The sequence below is a fragment of the Caulobacter sp. AVps18 genome (assembly GCF_058681425.1).
Genome location: NZ_CM178737.1, coordinates 2307581 through 2328522, shown reverse-complemented (window position 1 = coordinate 2328522; position 20942 = coordinate 2307581). Strand labels below are relative to the sequence as shown.

General features: G+C 67.3%; 16 protein-coding genes. 8 read left to right on the top strand and 8 right to left on the bottom strand.

What is annotated here, in order from left to right; translation table 11 throughout:
* Nucleotides 1-44: 44 nt before the first annotated feature.
* Entirely contained in the window at nt 45-866 is an 822-nt protein-coding gene (locus ACW179_RS10655) for a flagellin (RefSeq protein ID WP_492059495.1), read from the bottom strand.
* 307 nt (nt 867-1173) lie between these two features.
* Nucleotides 1174-1770, bottom strand: coding sequence for a TetR/AcrR family transcriptional regulator (locus ACW179_RS10650; RefSeq protein ID WP_492059494.1), 597 nt, complete (start codon nt 1768-1770; stop codon nt 1174-1176).
* A gap of 189 nt (nt 1771-1959) precedes the next feature.
* Between ACW179_RS10650 and ACW179_RS10645 the strand changes: the two genes are divergently transcribed.
* The 4 genes from ACW179_RS10645 to ACW179_RS10630 all read left to right on the top strand — a co-directional run bounded on the left by ACW179_RS10645 (nt 1960) and on the right by ACW179_RS10630 (nt 8144).
* Nucleotides 1960-3111 carry an efflux RND transporter periplasmic adaptor subunit gene (locus ACW179_RS10645; RefSeq protein WP_492059493.1) on the top strand — a complete coding sequence of 384 codons (1152 nt, stop codon included), beginning with the start codon at nt 1960-1962 and terminating at the stop codon, nt 3109-3111.
* A 12-nt stretch (nt 3112-3123) separates the two neighbouring features.
* The gene (locus tag ACW179_RS10640) at nt 3124-6267 is read left to right on the top strand and encodes an efflux RND transporter permease subunit (RefSeq protein WP_492059492.1); all 3144 of its coding nucleotides are present in this window, start codon (nt 3124-3126) and stop codon (nt 6265-6267) included.
* Nucleotide 6268: 1 nt separating this feature from the next.
* Nucleotides 6269-7666, top strand: a complete 1398-nt coding sequence (locus ACW179_RS10635; protein ID WP_492059491.1) for an efflux transporter outer membrane subunit — start codon at nt 6269-6271, stop codon at nt 7664-7666.
* A 277-nt stretch (nt 7667-7943) separates the two neighbouring features.
* Complete coding sequence (locus tag ACW179_RS10630; RefSeq protein WP_492059490.1) at nt 7944-8144, top strand: hypothetical protein; 201 nt, start codon at nt 7944-7946, stop codon at nt 8142-8144.
* Nucleotides 8145-8292: 148 nt separating this feature from the next.
* On the opposite strand, the gene ACW179_RS10625 is transcribed toward ACW179_RS10630, so the two are convergent.
* Nucleotides 8293-8760, bottom strand: coding sequence for an Lrp/AsnC ligand binding domain-containing protein (locus ACW179_RS10625; RefSeq protein ID WP_492059489.1), 468 nt, complete (start codon nt 8758-8760; stop codon nt 8293-8295).
* 466 nt (nt 8761-9226) lie between these two features.
* Here ACW179_RS10625 and putA point away from each other — a divergent pair, with 466 nt between their 5' ends.
* Nucleotides 9227-12316, top strand: a complete 3090-nt coding sequence (gene putA, locus ACW179_RS10620; protein ID WP_492059488.1) for a bifunctional proline dehydrogenase/L-glutamate gamma-semialdehyde dehydrogenase PutA — start codon at nt 9227-9229, stop codon at nt 12314-12316.
* Between the two features lie 116 nt (nt 12317-12432).
* Here the strand turns inward: putA and ACW179_RS10615 are convergent, their stop codons facing one another.
* Nucleotides 12433-13569, bottom strand: a complete 1137-nt coding sequence (locus ACW179_RS10615; RefSeq protein ID WP_492059487.1) for an acyltransferase family protein — start codon at nt 13567-13569, stop codon at nt 12433-12435.
* Nucleotides 13570-13685: 116 nt separating this feature from the next.
* On the opposite strand from ACW179_RS10615, the gene ygiD reads away from it, so the two are divergent.
* Entirely contained in the window at nt 13686-14456 is a 771-nt protein-coding gene (gene ygiD, locus ACW179_RS10610) for a 4,5-DOPA-extradiol-dioxygenase (RefSeq protein ID WP_492059486.1), read from the top strand.
* A 198-nt stretch (nt 14457-14654) separates the two neighbouring features.
* Here the strand turns inward: ygiD and ACW179_RS10605 are convergent, their stop codons facing one another.
* The 3 genes from ACW179_RS10605 to ACW179_RS10595 all read right to left on the bottom strand — a co-directional run bounded on the left by ACW179_RS10605 (nt 14655) and on the right by ACW179_RS10595 (nt 17943).
* Nucleotides 14655-15302, bottom strand: a complete 648-nt coding sequence (locus ACW179_RS10605) for a DsbA family oxidoreductase (protein WP_492059485.1) — start codon at nt 15300-15302, stop codon at nt 14655-14657.
* A gap of 51 nt (nt 15303-15353) precedes the next feature.
* A complete protein-coding gene (locus ACW179_RS10600) occupies nt 15354-17048 on the bottom strand; it encodes an alpha/beta hydrolase family protein (RefSeq protein ID WP_492059484.1) in 1695 nt (564 codons plus the stop codon).
* Nucleotides 17049-17256: 208 nt separating this feature from the next.
* Nucleotides 17257-17943: a DJ-1/PfpI family protein gene (locus tag ACW179_RS10595; RefSeq protein WP_492059483.1), complete on the bottom strand. Its 687-nt coding sequence runs from the start codon at nt 17941-17943 to the stop codon at nt 17257-17259.
* Nucleotides 17944-18021: 78 nt separating this feature from the next.
* On the opposite strand from ACW179_RS10595, the gene ACW179_RS10590 reads away from it, so the two are divergent.
* Nucleotides 18022-18960, top strand: a complete 939-nt coding sequence (locus ACW179_RS10590; protein WP_492059482.1) for a GlxA family transcriptional regulator — start codon at nt 18022-18024, stop codon at nt 18958-18960.
* 6 nt (nt 18961-18966) lie between these two features.
* Here ACW179_RS10590 and ACW179_RS10585 read toward each other — a convergent pair whose 3' ends face one another.
* Nucleotides 18967-19854: a DMT family transporter gene (locus ACW179_RS10585; protein ID WP_492059481.1), complete on the bottom strand. Its 888-nt coding sequence runs from the start codon at nt 19852-19854 to the stop codon at nt 18967-18969.
* A 131-nt stretch (nt 19855-19985) separates the two neighbouring features.
* On the opposite strand from ACW179_RS10585, the gene ACW179_RS10580 reads away from it, so the two are divergent.
* Entirely contained in the window at nt 19986-20768 is a 783-nt protein-coding gene (locus tag ACW179_RS10580) for a thioesterase family protein (protein ID WP_492059480.1), read from the top strand.
* Nucleotides 20769-20942 lie beyond the last annotated feature (174 nt).

Genomic DNA, 20942 nt, shown 5'->3' with positions numbered 1-20942 from the left:
GTCCGTGAGGACCCGCCCTTTGCCATGCGTCGAAAAGCCTGGGCTTAACGGAACAGGCTCAGAAGCGAAGACGACGACTGGTTGGCGATCGACAGCGCCTGCACACCCAGCTGTTGCTTGGTTTGCAGCGACTGCAGCTTGGCGCTTTCCTTGGCCAGGTCTGCGTCCACCAGGTTGCCAACGCCGGCGTCCAGGCTGTCTTGCAGCTTGCCGACGAAGGTCAGGTGGGTGTCGAGACCGGTCGAGTTGGTGCCCAGCGAGGCCAGCTTGTTGGTCGCCGTTTGCAGGGCCGTGCTGACCGTGGTGATCATGGTCTTGGCGGTGGCGGCGTCAGTGAAGGACGAGGTCGTCGTCAGACCAATACCCGCGAGGGTGAGGGTCTTGGCGGCGACCGTGAAGCCCGAACCGTCGTTGTTGGCCAGGAAGGTCAGCTTGGTGGTGGTGCCGTCGGCGATGCTGACGCCATTGAACTTGGCGTTGCTGGCGGCCTTGGTCACCTGATCGCGCAGGGACTCAAAGTCGGCCTTCAGGGCGCTGAACGAGGCGGTGTTCAGCGAGGTGTCGGAAGCGGCCAGGGCCTTTTCCTTCATCTTGCCCAGCAGGTCGGTGATGGTGTCGCCGGCGGCCAGGGCCACGTCGATGGTCGACTGACCGCGTTGCAGCGAGTCCTTCACCGAGTTCAGCGACGAGGCTTGCGAGGTCTGGACCTTGGCGGTCGCCCAGATGGCCCCGTTATCCTTGGCGCTGCCCACCTTTTTACCGGTGTTGATGCGTTGCTGGACGTTGGCCAGTTCGGAATTGGTGGTGTTCAGGTTTTGCAGCGCGATCAGAGCGCCGCTGTTCGTGTTGATGCTGTTCAGCGCCATTACGAAGGATCCTTCTTGGAGAGATCCGGCGTCATTTTGACAACCGGTCGGCATTTTGCCGCCCTGCAGAAAGCTCCCTAGGCAATTTATTCAGTCTGAAAGTTCGTGGTTAATGACGGGAGAATATTCAGGCGCGTCAGAGCGACAAGCTCCATTGCGATCCTAGATTTTCAAGATTCATCCAACGCAACAACGATCTAGCGCGCTGTCAGCCTCCCCACGCCTCGACGAGCTTGTGACAAAAGGTCGCAAAACGCGGACACCCCGGCTGGAACCTTTTACCGGCTGGCCGGTTTTGGCTCCAGGCTCAGGTCAGGAGGCTTCGCATGATCAGTCCGATGACCTTGGTCAGCGCCGCGCGATCGAGTTCAGGATCATTGATCGCCCGCATCACTGTCCCGTCGAAAATCAGACCGATCGCCGAGCAGCGGGCCTCGAATTCGGCGTCGGTCCATTCCGGCTTGCGGCTGCGTTCCAGCATTGAGCGCGCCAGGGTCCGCTCCTGGGCATCGGCGGCCCGGACGATGGCCGCGACCTTGGGATTGCGGGCCGCCTCCGCCAGAACCTCCAGCATCAGGGCCCCGCGTCGCGGATCGAAGCACTTTTCGACCCCATCCGGCAGGTGATCCTCAAGAGCATCCAGCAGCGTGCCCGGCTGGCTTTCCAGCTCGGCGAACTTCTCGCGCATCTCGGCCAGGTCCTGGGCCACGATGGCGGCGATGATCGCCTCCTTGTTCTCGAAGTAGCGGTAGATCTGTCCGACGCTGAGGCCGGCGGCCTTGGCGATCTCGGCCATGCTCGCCCCATGGAAGCCCGACTGGCGCACCCTTTCGCAAGCCGCATCCAGGATTTGCTGGCGACGCGCTTCCACCGATGGCCGGGCCGGAATCACCAGTTCATCCATTGAAAGTCTCGTTCGACATTACATTTCCGTTAGGTCAGCCAAAACTACCGGGCCCGGGTGTTGACTTGCGACAACCGGGCTCTTATGTCCAGCCCGCTTGAGAATGAACGTTCATTCTCAAATCGTTCACCACACACACTTCGTCAAGGGCAAGAGCCCGGCGGGCGTGCTGTCTCTCCGGGGTCTCATATGCAATTCCATCGTTCGACGGCGACCGCCGTCGTGCTCGCCGCCGTTTCGCTTTCCCTCGCCGCCTGTGGTCAGGGCAAGGGCCCCGCAGGCGCTGGCGGCATGGGCGGCGGCCCAGCAAATGTCGGCGTCGTCATCGCCCGGGTGGAGCCCGTCAGCCTGACCACCGAGCTCTCGGGCCGCACCTCGGCGGTGCTCGTCTCGGAGGTTCGTCCCCAGGTGAGCGGCATCATCAAGGCCCGCCTGTTTGAGGAGGGCGGCTATGTCCGCGCCGGACAGGCCCTCTACCAGATCGATCCGGCCACCTATCAGGCTTCCTACAACAGCGCCGCAGCAGGTCTCGCCCAGGCCCAGGCCACCTATACCGCCGCCAAACTGAAAGCCGACCGCTACAAGGCCCTGGTTGAAAGTGGCGCGGTCTCCAAGCAGGACAATGACGACGCCCAGGCCTCCAGTCAGCAGGCCGCCGCTAACGTCGCCGCCCAGAAGGCCGCCGTTGACGTCGCCCGGATCAACCTGAACTACACGCGCGTGGTCGCGCCGATCTCGGGCCGCATCGGCAAGAGCTCGGTGACCCCCGGTGCCCTGGTCACCGCCGGCCAGGTGGCGGCCCTAGCGACCGTCCAGGACCTGTCGAAGATCTATGTCGACCTGACCCAGTCCTCGGCCGAATTGCTCAAGCTGCAAAGGGACATGGCCAGCGGTCAGGTCGGTCGCTCCGGCTCGGCCCAGGTGACCTTGAAGCTTGAGGACGGCTCGACCTATCCCGTCACCGGCCGGCTGGAATTCTCGGACGTGACGGTTGACCCGACCACCGGCTCGATCGGCCTGCGCGCCACCTTCGCCAACCCCAATGGCGTGCTGCTGCCCGGCATGTACGTCCGGGCGGCCCTAAGCGCCGGCACGTCCAACAATGGAATGCTGATCCCCCAAGGCGCCGTCGCCCGTGACCCCAAGGGCGCTGCCAGCGTCATGGTGGTCGGCGCCAAGGGCCTGGCTGAGCCGCGCCCGATCACGGTGGGCCAGACCGTCGGCGACAAGTGGCTGGTGACCGGAGGCCTGAAACCCGGCGACCAAGTCATTGTCGAGGGCCTGCAGAAGGTCCGCCCCGGCGCGCCCGTCAAGGCCGCCGTCATCACCGCGCAACGCTAAGGCCTGTCTGTCATGCTTTCTCGCTTTTTCATCGACAGACCCATCTTCGCCTGGGTCGTCGCCATCGTGATCATGCTGGCCGGGGCGCTCGCCATTCGGTCATTGCCGATCGAACAGTACCCCGCCATCGCCCTGCCCCAGGTCGCGGTCAGCGCCACCTATCCCGGTGCCTCGGCCAAGACTGTTGAGGACAGCGTCACCCAGGTCATCGAGCAGAAGATGAAGGGCCTGGACGGCCTAGAATACATGTCGTCCACCAGCGACAGCTCCGGCTCGGCCACGACCACCCTGACCTTCAAGGCCGGCACCGACATCGACATCGCCCAGGTGCAGGTCCAGAACAAGCTGCAGACCGCCACCGCCCTGCTGCCGCAGGAGGTCCAGCAACAGGGCCTCAGCGTCGTCAAGTCGACCCGCAACTTCCTGATGGTGGTGGGCCTCTATTCAGACGCCAAAGGCACGACCAATGTCGACCTGGCCGACTACATCGCCGCCAATATCCAGGATCCGCTGAGCCGCGTTGAAGGCGTGGGCGATGTGCAGCTGTTCGGCGCGCAATACGCCATGCGCATCTGGCTGGACCCCGACAAGCTGGCCAGCTTCTCGCTGACCCCGGCCGATGTCACCGCCGCCATCAGGGCCCAGAACGCCCAGGTCTCGGCCGGTCAGCTGGGTGGCACGCCCGCCGCGCCCGGCGTGGCCCTGAACGCCACCATCTCGGCCCAGTCGCGCCTGCAGACCCCCGAGCAGTTCGGCGCGATCATCGTGCGCAACACCACCGCCGGCGCCATCGTCCACCTGCGTGACGTTGCCCGTGTCGAGCTGGGCGCGGAAAGCTATGTCTTCAACGCCCACTTCAACGGCAAGCCCGCAGCGGGCCTGGCCATCAAGCTGGCCCCCGGCGGCAACGCGCTGGACACCGCCGAGGCGGTCAAGGCCCGCATGACCGAGCTGTCGAAGAGCTTCCCGGAAGGCTACGAGTATGTGGTCCCCTACGACTCCACGCCGTTTGTCGAGCAATCGATCCACGAAGTGGTCAAGACCCTGATCGAAGCGGTGATCCTGGTCTTCATCGTCATGTTCCTGTTCCTGCAGAACTGGCGCGCAACCCTGATCCCGACCATCGCCGTACCGGTCGTATTGCTGGGCACCTTCGGAATTCTGGCGGCCTTCGGCTATTCGATCAACACGCTCACCATGTTCGGCGTGGTGCTGGCCATCGGCCTGCTGGTCGACGACGCCATCGTTGTCGTCGAGAACGTCGAGCGGGTGATGAGCGAAGAGGGGCTGTCGCCCGTCGAAGCCACCCGCAAGTCGATGAGCGAGATCAGCGGGGCCCTGATCGGCATCGCCCTGGTGCTGTCGGCCGTCTTCGTGCCCATGGCCTTCTTCGGCGGGTCGCAGGGCGTGATCTACCGCCAGTTCTCGATCACCATCGTCTCGGCCATGCTGCTGTCGGTGGCGGTCGCCCTGATCCTGACACCGGCGCTGTGCGCCACTCTGCTCAAGCCCGTCGCCAAGGGCCATACCATCGCCGACAAGGGCTTCTTCGGCTGGTTCAACCGCAGCTTCGATCACGCCAGCAGCAACTACCAGCGCTCGGTCCGGGGCATCCTGGGCAAGCGGGGTCGCTGGATGCTGGTCTACGGTGCCATCATCGCCGTCATGGCTGTGCTGTTCATCCGCATGCCCACCTCGTTCCTGCCCGAAGAAGACCAGGGCACCATCTACACCCTGGTCCAGCTGCCGGCCGGTGCCACTGATGAGCGCACCCAGGGCGTGCTCAAGCAGGTGGAGACCCACTATCTGAAGGACGAAGCGGTCAAGTCGATCTTCACCGTGTCCGGCTTCAGCTTCGCCGGCGCCGGGCAGAATGCGGGCCTGGCCTTCATCAGCCTCAAGCCGTTCGATGAGCGCAAGAGCGCCGACCTCAAGGCCGCCGCTGTGGCGGGCCGGGCCTTTGGCGCCTTCTCGCAGATCCGCGACGCCATGGTCTTCCCGATCGTGCCGCCCGCAGTGCAGGAGCTGGGTAATGCCTCGGGCTTCGACTTCCAGCTGCAGGACACCGGCGGCGTAGGCCACGAAGCCCTGATCAACGCCCGCAACATGATGCTGGGCATGGCCGCCCAGAACCCGGTCCTGGCCGGCGTTCGCCCCAACGGCCAGGACGACACCCCGCAGCTGCGGATCGACGTCGACCAGGCCAAGGCCGGCGCCATGGGCCTGACCACCACCGACATCAACGCGGCGCTGAGCACGGCCCTCGGCGGATCCTACGTCAACGACTTCATCGATCGCGGTCGCATCAAGAAGGTCTATGTCCAGGCCGACGCGCCGTTCCGCATGAAGCCCGAAGACCTGAACCGCTGGTATGTCCGCAACAACAGCGGAACCATGGTGCCCTTCTCGGCCTTCGCCACCACCCAGTGGACCTTCGGCTCCCCGCGACTGGAACGCTATAACGGCCTGTCGTCGGTCAACATCCAGGGTGCCCCCGCCCCGGGCAAGAGCTCCGGCGCGGCCATGGCCGCCATGGAAGAGATCGCCGCCAAGCTGCCCCCCGGCATCGGCTACGAGTGGACTGGCCTGTCGGCCCAGGAGCGGGAGTCGGGCAACCAGGCGCCCGCCCTCTACGCCCTGTCGATCCTGGTCGTCTTCCTGCTACTGGCGGCCCTGTACGAGAGCTGGTCAATCCCGCTGTCGGTGATCATGGTCATCCCGCTGGGCGTCGTCGGCGCCCTGCTGGCCACCACGCTGCGCGGCCTCAGCAACGACGTCTATTTCCAGGTCGGACTGCTGACGACCATGGGTCTGGCCGCCAAGAACGCCATCCTGATCGTCGAGTTCGCCAAGGACCTGCACGAAAAGGGCCTGGGCCTGATCGAGGCGACGCTGGAGGCCGTCCGCATCCGGTTGCGGCCGATCATCATGACCTCGCTGGCCTTCATCTTCGGCGTTCTGCCCCTTGCGATTTCTAACGGGGCTGGATCCGGGAGCCAGCACGCCATCGGTACCGGCGTCATCGGCGGCATGATCTCGGCGACCCTGCTAGCGATCTTCTTCGTCCCGCTGTTCTTCGTGATCGTCGAGACGATCTTCAAACCCAAGCCCAAGCGCGTCGATGAGGCGCCCACGATCCCGGCCGAGGGCCACTAATATGCTTCGTAACCTCACCCTGACCCTGCTGGCGGCCACGTCCCTGACCGCCTGCGCCATGGCCCCGACCACGGTTCGCCCCACCCTGCCCGTGGCCCAGTCCTGGCCCACGCCGCAGGCCGACACGGCCGCCTCGGCCGCCGACCTGGCGTGGCGGGAGGTCTTTATCGACCCCCGCCTGGCCGGGACCATCGAACTGGCCCTCAAAGAGAACCGCGACCTGCGCGTGGCCCTGCTCAACATCGAGCAAGCCCGTGCCCGGTACGGCGTGCAGCGCGCGGCTTTGCTGCCCGGGATCAACGGCACGGTATCGGGCTCTCAGAGCCGGACACCGGCTTCGGTCAGCCAAACCGGCTCGGCCATTGAGGCCGACCAGTACAGCGCCAATGTCGGCTTTGCGGCCTATGAGCTGGACCTGTTTGGCCGCGTGCGCAGCCTCAACCAGGCGGCGCTACAGAACTGGCTGGCGGTGCGTGAAAACGCCCGCACGGCGCAGATCAGCCTGATCGCTGAAACCGCCGGTGCCTGGTTGGCCCTGGCGGCCGACGAGGACCTGCTGCAGTTGGCCCGCGACACCCTGGCCGCTCGGGAAGACTCGCTGAAGCTGACCCAGAGCCGGGTCGACGCCGGCGCGGCCTCGACGCTGGACCTGCGCCAGGCCCAGACCCTGACCGAACAGGCCCGGGCCGACGTGGCCGCCTATGTCGCCCAGGTGAGCCAGGACCGGAACGCCCTGCGCCTGATCGTCGGGGCCGAGATTCCCGCCGACCTGACTCCGGCCGGCGGACTGGTGACGGCCCAGATCCTGGCCGACCTGCCGGCAGGCGTCGTCTCCGACGTTCTGACCCGTCGCCCTGACGTCCTGGCCGCAGAGCACCAGCTGGCCGCCGCCGACGCCAATATCGGCGCGGCCCGCGCGGCCTTTTTCCCGCGCATCGCCCTGACGGCCCAGACCGGCAGCGCCAGCGGCGAGCTGGGAAATCTCTTCAAGAACGGCACAGGTGCCTGGAGCTTTGCGCCCAGCATCAGCCTGCCGATCTTCGCGGGCGGTGCCAACAAGGCCGGGCTGGACAGCGCCAAGGCGGGTCAGGGCATCGCCGTGGCCACCTATGAGAAGACCGTGCAGACGGCCTTCCGCGAAGTGGCCGACGCCCTGGCGGTGCGCGACACCATCGCCGACCGGGTCTCTGCCCAGGAACGGCTGGTGGCCGCCGCCGCTGACAGCCAACGCCTGGCCAGGGCCCGCAAGGACGCCGGCATCGACTCCAGCCTGACCCTGCTGGACGCCCAGCGCACGCTCTACAGCGCTCAACAGGGCCTGATCGCCGCACGCCTGATCCGGGCTACCAACCGCGTCACGCTCTACAGGGTCCTCGGCGGCGGCGCCCCCGCCACCTGACGGACTTTGCAAGTTCCCCCGGCGACGGTCGGGGGTGTTCGCGGCGTCACCCCCCCCCCGACGCCGACGAACGGAAGAGGCGCGCTCCTCCCCCCAAACCCAGGAGTGCGCCTCTTCCCCCCTTTTTTGTGCCTCGTCACCAGGCTGGTCGCGCCAGGTCCCATTCAGACAGATCAACCTGTGAGCCCTCCCCCGACAGTACGCTTCACTTTTGCAATCGTTTGCATTATAGTTTCGCTCAATCGAACGATGCAAAGCGTTCCGGGGAGGACGTTTGATGAAAAAGCCGCTGACCTGGATCGGGATCATTTTCGCGACCTTGCTGTCCCTCGCCGCCGTTGCGACAGCCAGCGCAGCGCGCGCAGAAGACCTCTATGCTCCCCGTCCAGCTGTAAGCCTGGCCCATGCGGAGTGGTCGAAAAACGCCATCCTCTATCCGCTCAACCCCGTCACCGGTGCCCACCGTCACGGTGTCTAGGCCGACGCGTTCAGCGGCAAGGCGGTGACGCTGAACGGAACGACAGTCATGACCCTGGCAGCCTGGAGCTATCGGGTTCTGCCGCAGGGCGGCGCCGCTGTGGCGAGGTAAAGATCTACCCCTTTTGGATTAGCCTGCAGGCTCGCCCTTACAGCGGCAACTGCACCGTGCTCTTCACCTCTTCCAGCACGGCATAGGTCCGCGTCTCGCGCACGCCGGGCATCTTGACCAGGATGTCGCCGAGGAAGCCGCGATAGGCCTCCATGTCGCGTACGCGGGCCTTGATCAGATAGTCGAAGCCGCCTGCCACCATGTGGCATTCCAGGATCTCGGGCGCGCGGCGCACGGCCTTGGCGAAGTCCTCGAACACTTCACCGGTCGTGCGGTCCAGCACCACTTCAACAAAGATCAGCAGGGCACGGTCCACCTTGGCGGGGTCGAGCAAGGCCGCATAGCCGACGATAAAGCCGCGCTCGCGCAGACGCCGCACCCGGTCGAAGGTAGCGGCGGGCGACAGGTGGCACTGCTTGGCCAGTTCGGCATTGGTGATGCGGCCATCGACCTGCAAAACCTTGAGCAGGCGGCGATCGGTGTCATCAAGAGCGGAACTGGCCATTTGCGCCTTTCGTCGAAGAATATTCGGAAATTGGATTCCGAAAGCAAAGCACATTCAGTCAAAGCAGCGCTACACCCTTGTTCGCCCTAGCCGGTTTCGTAGCGTCATCATCCCCCCGATGGCGTCCGAAACCGGCCAAGGGCTATTCCCGCCCTAGCGGGAATCCCAGCGGCGCCTTTCCCCCAGGGCGTCGCCGAGAGCGGAAGGGACGCGCGTCCTCCCCCCAAGTCGCGTCCCTTCCCACCTCTCCTTTTCCGGATCATGCTGGACCTTCACCGCGCCGCCCGCGCACCGCCGCGCGCGTCTGGAGCAAAGGCGGTCAGATCGCCAATTTGACTGAAGATCATACGGCTTCAGAGCTATACAAACGAAGCACATTTGGCCCACGCGTACATATACCGTTGATCACAGACCAAGCCGCCAGGTCGGGCCCTGCCCGCGAAGACGGCCAGCGACAGGGACGCACATGACCGACTGGGACAGCCTCGACGACGGCAAGTATCGCGACGAAGCGGCCGTGATCACAGACCTTCTGGCCGCCAACGCCCTGTCCAGCGAGGACCGCGCCGCCGTCCGCGCCGAGGCCGAGGCCCTGGTGCGCGGTGCCCGCCGCAGCGTCCGCAAGCAGGGCGTGGTCGAAAGCTTCCTGCAGGAGTTCAGCCTGGGCACTCGCGAGGGCCTGGCCCTGATGTGCCTGGCCGAGGCCCTGCTGCGCACGCCAGACGATGACACCCGCGACAAGTTGATCGCCGAGAAGATCGGCTCGGCCGACTGGGCCAGCCATCTGGGCGGCTCAGACAGCCTGTTCGTCAACGCCTCGACCTGGGGCCTGATGCTGACCGGCAAGATCGTCGAGCCCGACGAAGAAGCCCAGACCAACCTGCCCGGCTTCATCAAGAAAATCGCCGGCCGTCTGGGCGAGCCGGTGATCCGCGCCGCCGTCGGCCAGGCCATCCGCATCATGGGCGAGCAGTTCGTGCTGGGTCGCACCATCGAGGCGGCCATCAAGCGCGCCGCCAGCGACGGCGACATGTGCAGCTTCGACATGCTGGGCGAAGGGGCCCGCACCGCCGCCGACGCCGAGCGCTATGAGAAGTCCTATGCCGACGCCATCCTGACCGTCGGCAAGCTGTCGAACGGTGTGGGTCCCGAGGCCGGCCACGGAGTGTCGGTCAAGCTGTCGGCCCTGACCCCGCGCTATGAGGCGACGCAAGAAGCCCGCGTCTGGGACGAGCTCTATCCCCGCGTCCTGCGCCTGGCGCTGATCGCGGCGAAATACGACATCAACTTTACCATCGACGCCGAAGAAGCCGACCGCCTGGCCCTGTCGCTGAAGCTGCTGGACCGCCTGTGCCGTGAGCCGCAGCTGGGCGACTGGAAGGGTCTGGGCCTCGCCGTTCAGGCCTATCAGAAGCGCTGCCCCCAGGTGGTGGCCCGCCTTTCCGCCCTGTCGCAGGAGACCGGTCGTCGCCTGATGGTCCGGCTGGTCAAGGGCGCCTATTGGGACAGCGAGATCAAGCGCGCCCAGGTCGCCGGCCGGCCAGACTATCCGGTCTATTCCACCAAGCCCGCCACCGACCTATCCTACCTGGTCTGCGCCAAGACCCTGATCGACGCCGCCCCGCACCTCTACGCCCAGTTCGCCACCCACAACGCCCACACCCTGGCGGCCGTGGTGCGCATGGCCAAGAACGCCGACGTCAAGATCGAGCACCAGCGCCTGCACGGCATGGGAGAGGCGCTCTACAAGGCCGCAGACGACCTCTATGACGGCATCACCCTGCGGGCCTATGCCCCGGTAGGCGGCCACGAAGACCTGCTGCCCTATCTGGTCCGCCGCCTGCTGGAGAACGGGGCCAATACCAGCTTCGTGCACGCCCTGCTCGACGAGCGGGTGGCCGTGGAAAAGGTGGTCGTCGATCCCATCGACGCGGTCGAGGCTCACCCCGACCGCCACGCCAAGATCCCGACCCCGATCAAGGTCTATGGCGAGCGGCGCCAGAACGCCGCCGGTATCGACCTGTCGATCAAGGCCGAACGCGAGCGCCTGTCCGCCGCCGTTGCAGCGCTTGACGGCATGACCCTGCAGGCCGGTCCGCTGATCGGCGGCAAGCTGATCGCCGGGGCCACGCCGCTGCCGGTCGTCAGCCCGACTGATCACGGCCGCGTGGTCGGCGCGGTGTCGGAAGCGCAAACTCCCCAGATCGACCAGGCCTTTGCCCTGGCTCGCGCCGCGCAACCGGTCTGGGACCGGGCCGGCGGGACCGAGCGCGCCCGCGTGCTGCGCGCCATGGGCGACGCACTTGAGGCCAATATCGACCGCCTGATCGCCATCCTCTCGCGTGAAGCCGGCAAGACCCTGGCCGACGGCATTGCCGAGGTGCGCGAGGCGGTCGACTTCTGCCGCTACTATGCGGTGCTGGCCGAGGACCAGTTCGGCGAAGGCGAGCTGCTGAAGGGCCCGGTGGGCGAGACCAACGTCCTGCGGCTGGCCGGTCGCGGCGTCTTTGTCTGCATCAGCCCGTGGAACTTCCCGCTGGCCATCTTCACCGGCCAGATCGCGGCGGCTCTTGCGGCCGGCAACGCGGTGTTGGCCAAGCCCGCCGAGCAGACCCCGCTGATCGCCGCCGAGGCGGTGAAGCTCTATTACGCGGCCGGCCTGAACCCCGACCTGCTGGCCCTGCTGCCGGGTCGCGGCGAGACGGTCGGCGCGGCCCTTACCGCCCATCCGGGCCTGGACGGCGTGGCCTTCACCGGCGGCACCGACACCGCCTGGCGGATCAACCAGACGCTGGCCGCCCGCCAGGGCCCGATCGTGCCGTTCATCGCCGAGACCGGCGGGCTGAACGGCATGTTCGTCGACACCACCGCCCAGCGCGAGCAGGTGATCGACGACGTCATCGTCTCGGCCTTCGGCTCAGCCGGCCAGCGCTGCTCGGCCCTGCGCCTGCTGTTCCTGCCCCGCGACACCGCCGATCACATCATTGAGGGCCTGAAGGGGGCAATGGACGCCCTGGTGCTGGGCGATCCGGCCTCAGCGACCACCGATGTCGGACCGGTGATCGACGCTGAGGCCAAGAGCGCGCTGGAGACCCATCTCGACCGCCTCAAGCGCGAGGCCAAGGTGCTGCACGCCCTGCGGACCCCGGCCGTCGGCACCTTCTTCGCGCCCGTTCTCGCGGAAATCCCCGCCGCTGACTTCCTCGAACGCGAGGTGTTCGGCCCCGTCCTGCACGTGGTCCGCTACCGGCCAGAGGATCTGGAAAAGGTGGCCGAAGCCCTGGCGGCCCGCCGCTATGGCCTGACCCTGGGCATCCACTCACGGATCGAGAGCTTTGCCGCCGACGTCCAGCGCCTGGTCCCGGCCGGCAATACCTATGTGAACCGCTCGATGACCGGCGCGGTGGTCGGCGTCCAGCCGTTCGGCGGCGAGGGCCTGTCGGGCACCGGCCCCAAGGCCGGCGGCCCCCACGCCCTGCTCCGCTACGCCGTCGAGCGGGCCGTCAGCATCAACATCACCGCCCAGGGCGGCGATCCGGCGTTGCTGAATTTGTGACACTCGCCCCCACCTGACCGGCTTTGCCGGTCGTACGCCCCCAGAGGGGGCGGATGAGAGCATCTTCCCCCTCTGGGGGAGGAGCGCCGCAGGCGCGGAGGGGGCAAGTTTGCCCCCTACCGCCCTCGCAGCCACGGGGCCAGCCGGTCCTGCACCGGCTGGTCGATATAGGTGTGGAACAGCCAGGCCGCGCCGTAGGCGATCGGGAACGAGGCCGCCCACATGAGCCACTGCCAGCCGATGCCGATGGGCACGGTGTCGATCAGCTTGTGAACCGCGCTCCAGTAGATCACGCCGACGAAGATGTGGGTGATGAACAGGGCAAACGACAGCTTGGCGCCCTGCTCGATCCAGGCGCGGGGCTGCTTCACCGGCAGGCGGCCGGCGCCCAGGATGATGGCGGCGATAAAGGTCAGGCTGGGCAGGTCGAAGATCAGCACATTGGGCAGGGCATAGCGGTCCAGCACCTGCCAGGCCACCAGCAGCGCCGCGCCACCCCACAGCAGGATGCGGGCGGCCTTTTCCGACGGCCAGTCCATCTCGACGGCCCGCGCCAGGCACAGACCCAGGATGAACAGCGGCAGGGCTCGCACCACGCCAAACTGCAGGCGCAGGTCGGCCAGGGCCTGGTCGAACAGGTGACGCGACAACACCTCGAAACCGATCACGGCCGCCGCGCCGATCAGCGGCAACAGAGCCGGATGGCGCACCCGGTTGGCGGCCCGCCACAGGAACGGGAACAGGGCATAGCAGACGATCAGGGCCGACAGCGACCAGCTGGGCAGGTTCCAGCCGTCGCTTGGAAAGCCCCAGGCGTGGATCAGCAGGGCCTGGATCGGTAGCTGGTCCCAGGCAAAGCGGCTGGGCTTGTGGGCGTCGGTGCCGATGGCGTTCAGCGCCACCACCAGCAAGGCCATGGCGGCCAGCACCATCAGGTGCCCCGGCCAGACGCGGGCGGCGCGGCGCAGCCAGAACCGCGCGGGCGAGACGCGGCCCGAAAGGGTCGAGGCGCCGTAGGCCCGGCCCAGCACATAGCCCGACAGGATCAGGAAGAAGTCGGTGGCCAGGAAGCCGCGCGAGAACACCTGATGGAAGCGCTCGATCCGCAGCGGCCCCTCGGCCCCGAAGTGGTAGAGCACGATCAACAGCGAGGCCAGAAAACGCAGGAAATCCAGCGCGCCGCCCCGCAGGGCGGATTTGGTGCGGGCCAGGACCGGCGTCGCGGGAGCTGAGGGCGTGTCTGAAACGGTCACGGCCATGGCCTTAACAAAGCCAGCCCGCCACGAAAAGCCGCCGCGTAGCTTCGACCTTGCGGTACGGGCGCGCGCCGCCTATCTGTAACCTCTACTGTTTCCGAAGAGACACCTCCATGACCCGCATGCCCGCCCTGTTCGTCGGCCACGGCTCGCCGATGAACGCCATTGAGGACAACGCCTGGAGCCGAGCCTGGAACCAGATCGGCGCCGCCCTGCCCCGGCCGCGTGCCATCGCCATGGTCAGCGCCCACTGGGAGACGCGCGGGGCCACCGCCGTCAGCGCCTCGCCCGCGCCGGAAACGATCCATGACTTCGGCGGCTTTCCCCAGGCCCTGTTCGATGTGCAGTACCGCGCGCCGGGCGATCCCGACCTGGCGGCGCAGATCGGCCAGATCCTGTCGCCCGACCAGGTCGTGCAGCACCCCACGCGCGGCCTGGACCACGGGGCCTGGGGCGTGCTGCTGCCGATGTATCCGCAGGCCGACATCCCGGTGGTGCAGATCAGCCTGGATCGGGGCCGCGACAATCGCTGGCACTATGAGGCTGGCCGTCGCCTGTCGGCCCTGCGCGATGCGGGCGTGCTGCTGATCGGCAGCGGCGACATCGTCCACAACCTGCGCGCCGCCGACTTCCGCCGCCCCGAGGCCCCACTCTGGGCGGACCGCTTCAACCAGGCCGCCAAGGCGCTGATCGCGTCAGGCGACCACGACGCCCTGATCGACTGGCAGTCCCTGGGCCCCGACGCCGACCTGTCGATCAACAGCGCCGAGCACTACCTGCCCCTGCTCTATGTGCTGGGCGCGCAGCAACCGGGCGAGCCGGTCAGCTTCTTCACCGACGACGTATTCGCGGCCATCTCGATGACGGGCGTCAGGATCGGGTGACGCCATAAACGCGAACAACGCCCGTGCCGGGGGGAGCACGGGCGTTGCGCTTAGGGGACGCTGGGGCCGGCCGGGGGGAGGAAGCCGGGTTGTCCGCGTCGAGTTATAGATTGGCGGGCGAACGGGGCTTCGCAACGGCGCGACTGGGGTCATTTCGCGGTCGGATTGTTGCAGGCACGAGCCTAAGCGCCGCAATCGTCAAGCTTCAGCCGCAATCTGGCGCAGGGCGCGCTCGAAATACTCCGCCGGCTGCCCGCCCGAGATCAGATAGCGGTCATTGATCACCACGGCGGGCACAGAGCTGATCCCCGCGCCATGCCAGGCACGCTCGGCCTCGCGAACCTCCTGGGCATACTGGCCAGACTCCAGCACAGCTCGCGCCGCCGCCCCGTCCAGCCCCACCTTCTCCGCCGTCGCGACCAGAACCTCATGGTCGGCGGGGCTGAGCCCGTCGGTGAAATAGGCCGCGAACAGGGCGCGTTTCAGAGCCGCCTGCCCTCCGACGATCCCGGCCCAGTGCAGCAGGCGATGGGCATCGAAGGTGTTGTAGATTCGGCTGGTCTCGCTGGTCTTCATCGTGAACCCCACCGAGGCCGCCCGCTCATGGATAGCCTTGCGGTTGACCGCTGACTGCTCGGGGGTGGCACCATACTTCTCGCCGATATGCTCGACGATGTTCTGGCCTTCGGGCGGCATGTCGGGATTGAGCTCGAAGGGCTGGAAGTGGATCTCCGCCTCGACCAGATCGCCCACCCGCTCAAGCGCTGTCTCAAGCCCGCCCAGACCAACGATGCACCAGGGGCACGAGATGTCGGAGACAAAGTCGATCTTGAGGGGCTTGGACACGGGCGCGGCTCCAGGAATGGCGTTGGACAGGATATAGGATCACCAACCCGCTCAGGCCACCTGGGTCGCCGTCCCTCCCACCATGTACCAGGTCAGCGACAGGCCGCAGATCGCGCTGGCCGCCAGATAGCCGCCGGTCCTGCGCCAGGTGAAGACCCCGATTACGGCGATCAGGGCCGTCAGCGGCAGGAACTGGATGGCCACCACTGTCGACAGCGGGTCAAAGGCCGTCGGCAGGCGGCCGGTCAGGAACAGGGCCCCATAGTCCAGGCCCAGCAGCAGCAGGAAGCCGCCGCTCAACGCCAGGATGGCGCTGGCATACTGCGCGGCAGCACCCTCGCCCGCCACCGGGATCCGCGCCAGCAGAGTGCGCAGGGTGACGCCGAAGGCCAGGGTAAAGGGCGCCAGATAGATCAGGGCCAGTCCCGCCTGGTCAGGGCTAAGCCGCTTGAGCGCCACGACCCAGAACCGGAAATCGACCAGGAACAGGCGGTGGACCAGCTCCAGCGCCCCATAGACCGCAGCTACGCTGAACAGTCCGATCAGCAGCGAAAGGCCCAGCTTGCGGGTGAATACAGGCTTCTCCAGCTTGCCGATCGCGCCGAGCGCCAGGGTCAGCAGCGCGCCCAGAACGGCCCAGGTCAGGACCTGGTTGGTGATCCCCTGCTTGAGGATCGCATTGGGCTTCAGGGCAAGCATGCCAAGGGTAAAGAACGGAAAGAAGGTCAGGGCCGGCAGGATGGCGGTCAGGGCCAGCCCGCCCCACCATCCCCGGTCGCGTTGCGTCACGGTGGTCTGCGGCGCGTTCCGTAACGGGGCGAATAGCGGCAGGGCCAACAGCGTCTCGAAGATGCCCAGCAGCAGCACGACAGCACCAATCAGAGCCAGGCCCGTGCCAGCCTCTTTCCACATCCAGATCTGATCGCTGGACGGGCGCGGGGTGCCGCCTTTCAGGGTCAGGGCGAACCAGTCCAGGGCATGGCCGACGGCGGCGGGCGAGAGATGGTCGCCTGGATGGGTGGTGGAAGGTGTCTGCAGGGTGCGCGCTGTCCCGGCGGCGATCGAGCCATAGACCTTGCCCGGTTCGACGACGGACGTGGTCCCGAACACGGCCTGCAGTTTTGGACTTCCCGTCACGTCCTGCGCGCGGTCAACGCCCCACATCAGCTTGGAGAACTCGTCATAGCGGCTGAACACGAGGGCGAGGTTGCGCGGCCAGGTCGGCGAGCCCTCGGCGGCGAACGGCGCGCCGGTGGACGAGCCCTCCAGCACCACAGACCTGTAGGCGTCCGGCATCGTGGCGGCGGCGGCCAGCACCGTCCAGCCACCCATGCTGTGCCCTTCCAGACCGATATTGTCCGGATCGACAGTCTTGAGACTGCGCAGATACTTCAGGCCGTCCGGACCGCCAAAACCGTTGGAGAAGGCCGCGCCGCCGCTATAGCCGTGTCCGGTCTGGTCCAGCGCCAGCACCACATAGCCGCGCCTCGCGAACTCGATGGCGAACGGGCTCTGGGTCTCGCGGGAATTGATATAGCCGTGCACGGCCAGCACCCCGGGGGCCGGCGTGGCGGCTGTAGCGTTGGGCGGCGTGTAGACCAGGCCGCTCATCACCGTTCCGCCGGTTCCGGCGAAGGTCACCTCGGTGACCTTGATTCCCCCCGCCGTCTGAACCTTCCCGGCCAGGGCACCGCCCCCCAGCACCAGGACAATACCCAGCAGCAACAGCAGCCATGGCTTGCGCATGAACTCGTCTCCCCCAAGCCGATCGTTCGCCGGCCTTGGGGGAGAGCCTAGAGGAGGCGGGGGGAATGTCGAATCTGGCCCAACATCAACTTGTCATCCCGGAAGCCCCGCAGAGGCTATCCGGGACCCAGGGGCGACCGCTTTGCGTTGGCCCTGGGTCCCGGCGCTCCGCTACGCTACGGCCGGGATGACAAACTAATTTTCGAGATCAAACCAGCGCCCCGGCCTTCTCCGCCGCCGCCAGCCGCTCGGCCATGCCGGAGCCGTAAATCCGCTGCACGCGCTCCAGCACCCTGGCCGGCGCGGTCTCGGGGCGACCGGCGTCGAACGGCGGGGCGGGCGCGTATTCAACGGCCAGCTGGATGGCCTGGGCGACCTCCTCCCCGGCGATCTCGGCGGCGATGGTCAGGGCAAAATCGATGCCGGCCGTCACCCCGCCACCGGTGAAGATCTTGCCGTCGCGCACCACACGGGCCGGGTCGGGAATGGCGCCAAACAGCGCCAACTGATCGCGCCAGGCCCAGTGGCAGGCCGCCCGCTTGCCCTTCAACAGGCCCGCAGCCCCCAGCACCAGCGAGCCGGTGCAGACCGAGGTTACATAACGGGCGCCTGCGGACAGGCGGCGGATCTCATCAAGGAAGGCGCCGTCGGCCATGGCCTCCGTCGTGCCAAACCCGCCCGGCACGACCAGCACGTCGCACAACTCCAGATCAGCCAGGCGCGGCAGGTGCGCGAAGATCAGGCCGTCGGCCTCGATCTCGCCGCCCGCCAGGCTGGCCACCGTGACTCTGGCACCCGGAAGGCGGCACAGGATCTGGTGTGGCCCGGTGAAATCCAGATGGGTGACGCCCGGAAACAGGGCGAAGACGATGCTCAGGGGCTGTTGCTCGGCCATGGGGACATCTCCGTTTGACGCCCCATCATCCCGCGCCTAGCGTCTGGCGGAAATGACATAATTCCCTCGGATCCCGCCATGCCTCGCACGATCGGCTTCCTCGTCTATCCCGACTTCCAACTGCTGGACGCCACGGGGCCGATCGCCACCTTCGAGATCGCCTCGCGCTTCTCGCCCGGAGCCTACCGGCTGGTGTTCCTGTCGCGGGACGGCGGCATGATCGCCAGCTCATCGGGGATGGCCGTAGCGACCATGGCGCTGGCCGAAGCCCCGCCGCTGGACACCCTGCTGGTGGCCGGCGGTGACGGCGTTCGGGCTCCGGCTTCTTGCCCGGTCACCCTGGCCTATGTGCGTGACACGGCCAAGACGGCCCGCCGCGTCGCCAGTGTCTGTTCGGGAACCTATGTCCTGGCGGAAGCCGGCCTGCTGGACGGCAAGCGCGCCACCACCCACTGGAGCCGCACCCGCGACATCCAGAAGCGCTATCCCGCCATCCGCCTGGAGCCCGACCGCATCTTCGTGCAGGACGGCAAGATCTGGAGTTCGGCCGGCATCACCGCCGGTATCGACCTGTCCCTGGCCCTGATCGGCGCGGACGAGGGCGAGCCCGTGGCCCGCCGAGTGGCCCAGCAGCTGGTGGTCTATCATCGCCGCCCCGGCGGCCAGTCGCAGTTCTCGGCCCTGATCGACCTGAAGGCCCAGCGCTTCGACACCCTGCTGGCCTGGGCCCGCGAAAACCTGGCCGAGCCGCTGACCGTCGAACAACTGGCCGAAAAGGCCGCCATGAGCCCCCGCAACTTCGCCCGCCTGTTCGCCGCCGAAACCGGCGTCACCCCGGCCAAGGCGGTCGAGCGCCTGCGCGTCGAGGCGGCCCGCGCCCTGCTGGACAGCCAGCCTCTTCAGGTCGAAGACGTGGCCCTGGAGACGGGCTTTGGCGACGCCGAACGCATGCGCCGGGCCTTTATCCGGGCATTCGGCCAGCCGCCCCAGGCGCTGCGGCGGCGCGCGAGGGCCTGAGGCCTTTCACACCGGCGTCGGTTGCGCGTCGCTCTTGTCGCCCAGCACCACCACGAAACTGCCCGCCAGGATCATCAGGCCGCCGATGGCCAGGGCTGCCGTCAGGTGATCGCCAAACAGCATCACCCCCAGAACGGCACCCATCATCGGCTCGATATTGATGAACACCCCGGCGCTGGCGCTGCCCACGCGCGACAGGCCGTACTGCCAGGCGGCGGTGGCGAACAGGGTCGAGAGACCGCCTTGGGCAATGATCCCCGACCAGGCGACGGGAGAAAGGTCCAACCTGGGCGGGCCGTGCATCAGCAGCACGATGGGCAGCAGAACAACCGCGGCGACGATCACGGTCACCGCCGGCACGGCCATCGGGTCGGCGGGCTTGGGCGCGCGGCGCATCAGGATGATCCACGCCAGGAACAGCAGCAGGGCCCCCAGCGACAGGGCGACGCCGAGGGGCGATCCGGCTCCATCAGGCTTGCCGGCGATCAGGGCTGCGCCCAGGGTCGCGCCCGCCACGCCCAGCCAGGCAGCGCGGCTGACCGGCTCGCCCAGCAGGCGGGCCGAGATCGCGATCAGGGCCGGCATGGCCCCGACCAGCAGGGCCGCAAGGGTGACGCTGACATGGGCCAGCCCCTCAAACTGCACCAGAAAGGCCACGGCATACAGCGCCCCACCGGCCAGCAGCACGGGCGAAGCAAACAGGGCCAGGGCTTCCTTGCGCAGGACGAACGGGATCGAGACCACCGCCGCCACAGCAAAGCGCAGCAGCACCATATGCGCGGCGCTGGTTTCGTTCAGCACCAGCTTTCCCAACGGGAAACCCAGGCCCCAGAGAATCCCGGCGGCGGCCAGGGCGAGGAAGGCGAGACGGTTCATCGCCGCTAACTGAACCATTCGCCTCGCCTGCGCCACCCCGGCGGGTGCCCTCTACTGACAGCCGCTGGCGCCAGGCGCGCAGATCAGCCTCTTGACTTCCGTAGCGAAAGAAAACGAACCTCAAGGCTCATCCCCCGGAGCTTTCCCGCGTGACTGCCTATACCGACCTCATTGCCGGCATGACCGCCACCGATACCGGCCACCTCGCCCAGGTCACTGACGACTGGAAGCAGGGGCGCACCACCTATGGCGGGCTATCGGCGGCCCTGTGCGTCGAGGCGGCGCTGAAGACCCTGCCGGATGCCCCGCCCCTGCGCTCGGGCCAGTTCGCCTTCATCGGCCCGGCGGCCGGCGAACTGGCCATCGAGACCAAGGTGCTGCGCCAGGGCAAGTCGACCGTGTTCGTAGGCGTCGATCTGGTGGGCGAGCAGGGCCTGGCGACGCGGGCCATCCTGACCTTCGGCGCAGCCCGGGAGTCGGCCGTCAACTACAGCGACCTGCCCTGCCCCGCCGTCGCCCCGCCGGCCGACTGCGAGTTCTTCTTTCCTCCCGGCGCGGGTCCGGGCTTTTCGGGCCAGTTCGAGGTGCGGATGGCCGGCGGTACACGCCCCCTGTCGGGCCAGCCGCCGGAATACCTGCTGTGGATCCGCCACCGTGATCCGGCCGCGACCTCGCTGTCAGCCCTGATCGCCCTGGCCGACACCCCGCCCCCGCCCGCCATGGCGCAATTCCCGAAGTTTGGCCCGATCTCGACCATGACCTGGTCGATCGACATTGTGGGCCTGCCGGCCGAGGGCGACGACGGCTGGCGCCTGTTGCGCAGCACCGCCGAGACCATCGGCGAGGGCTATTCCACCCAGGGCATGATGCTGTGGGACGCAGCCGGCGCGCCCCTGATCGCGGCCCGGCAGAACGTGGCGGTGTTTGTGTGAACTCGCCCCCACCTGACCTGCTGCGCAGGTCGTCCGCCCCCATAGGGGGCAGATGAGATCGTCTTCCCCCTATGGGGGAGGAGGATGCGCAGCATCCGGAGGGGGCCAGTGCGCCGGAAAGACCCAAACCGCAAAAACGTCCTCGAACAGGCTTGGCGCAGGGCGCCGTTTGCC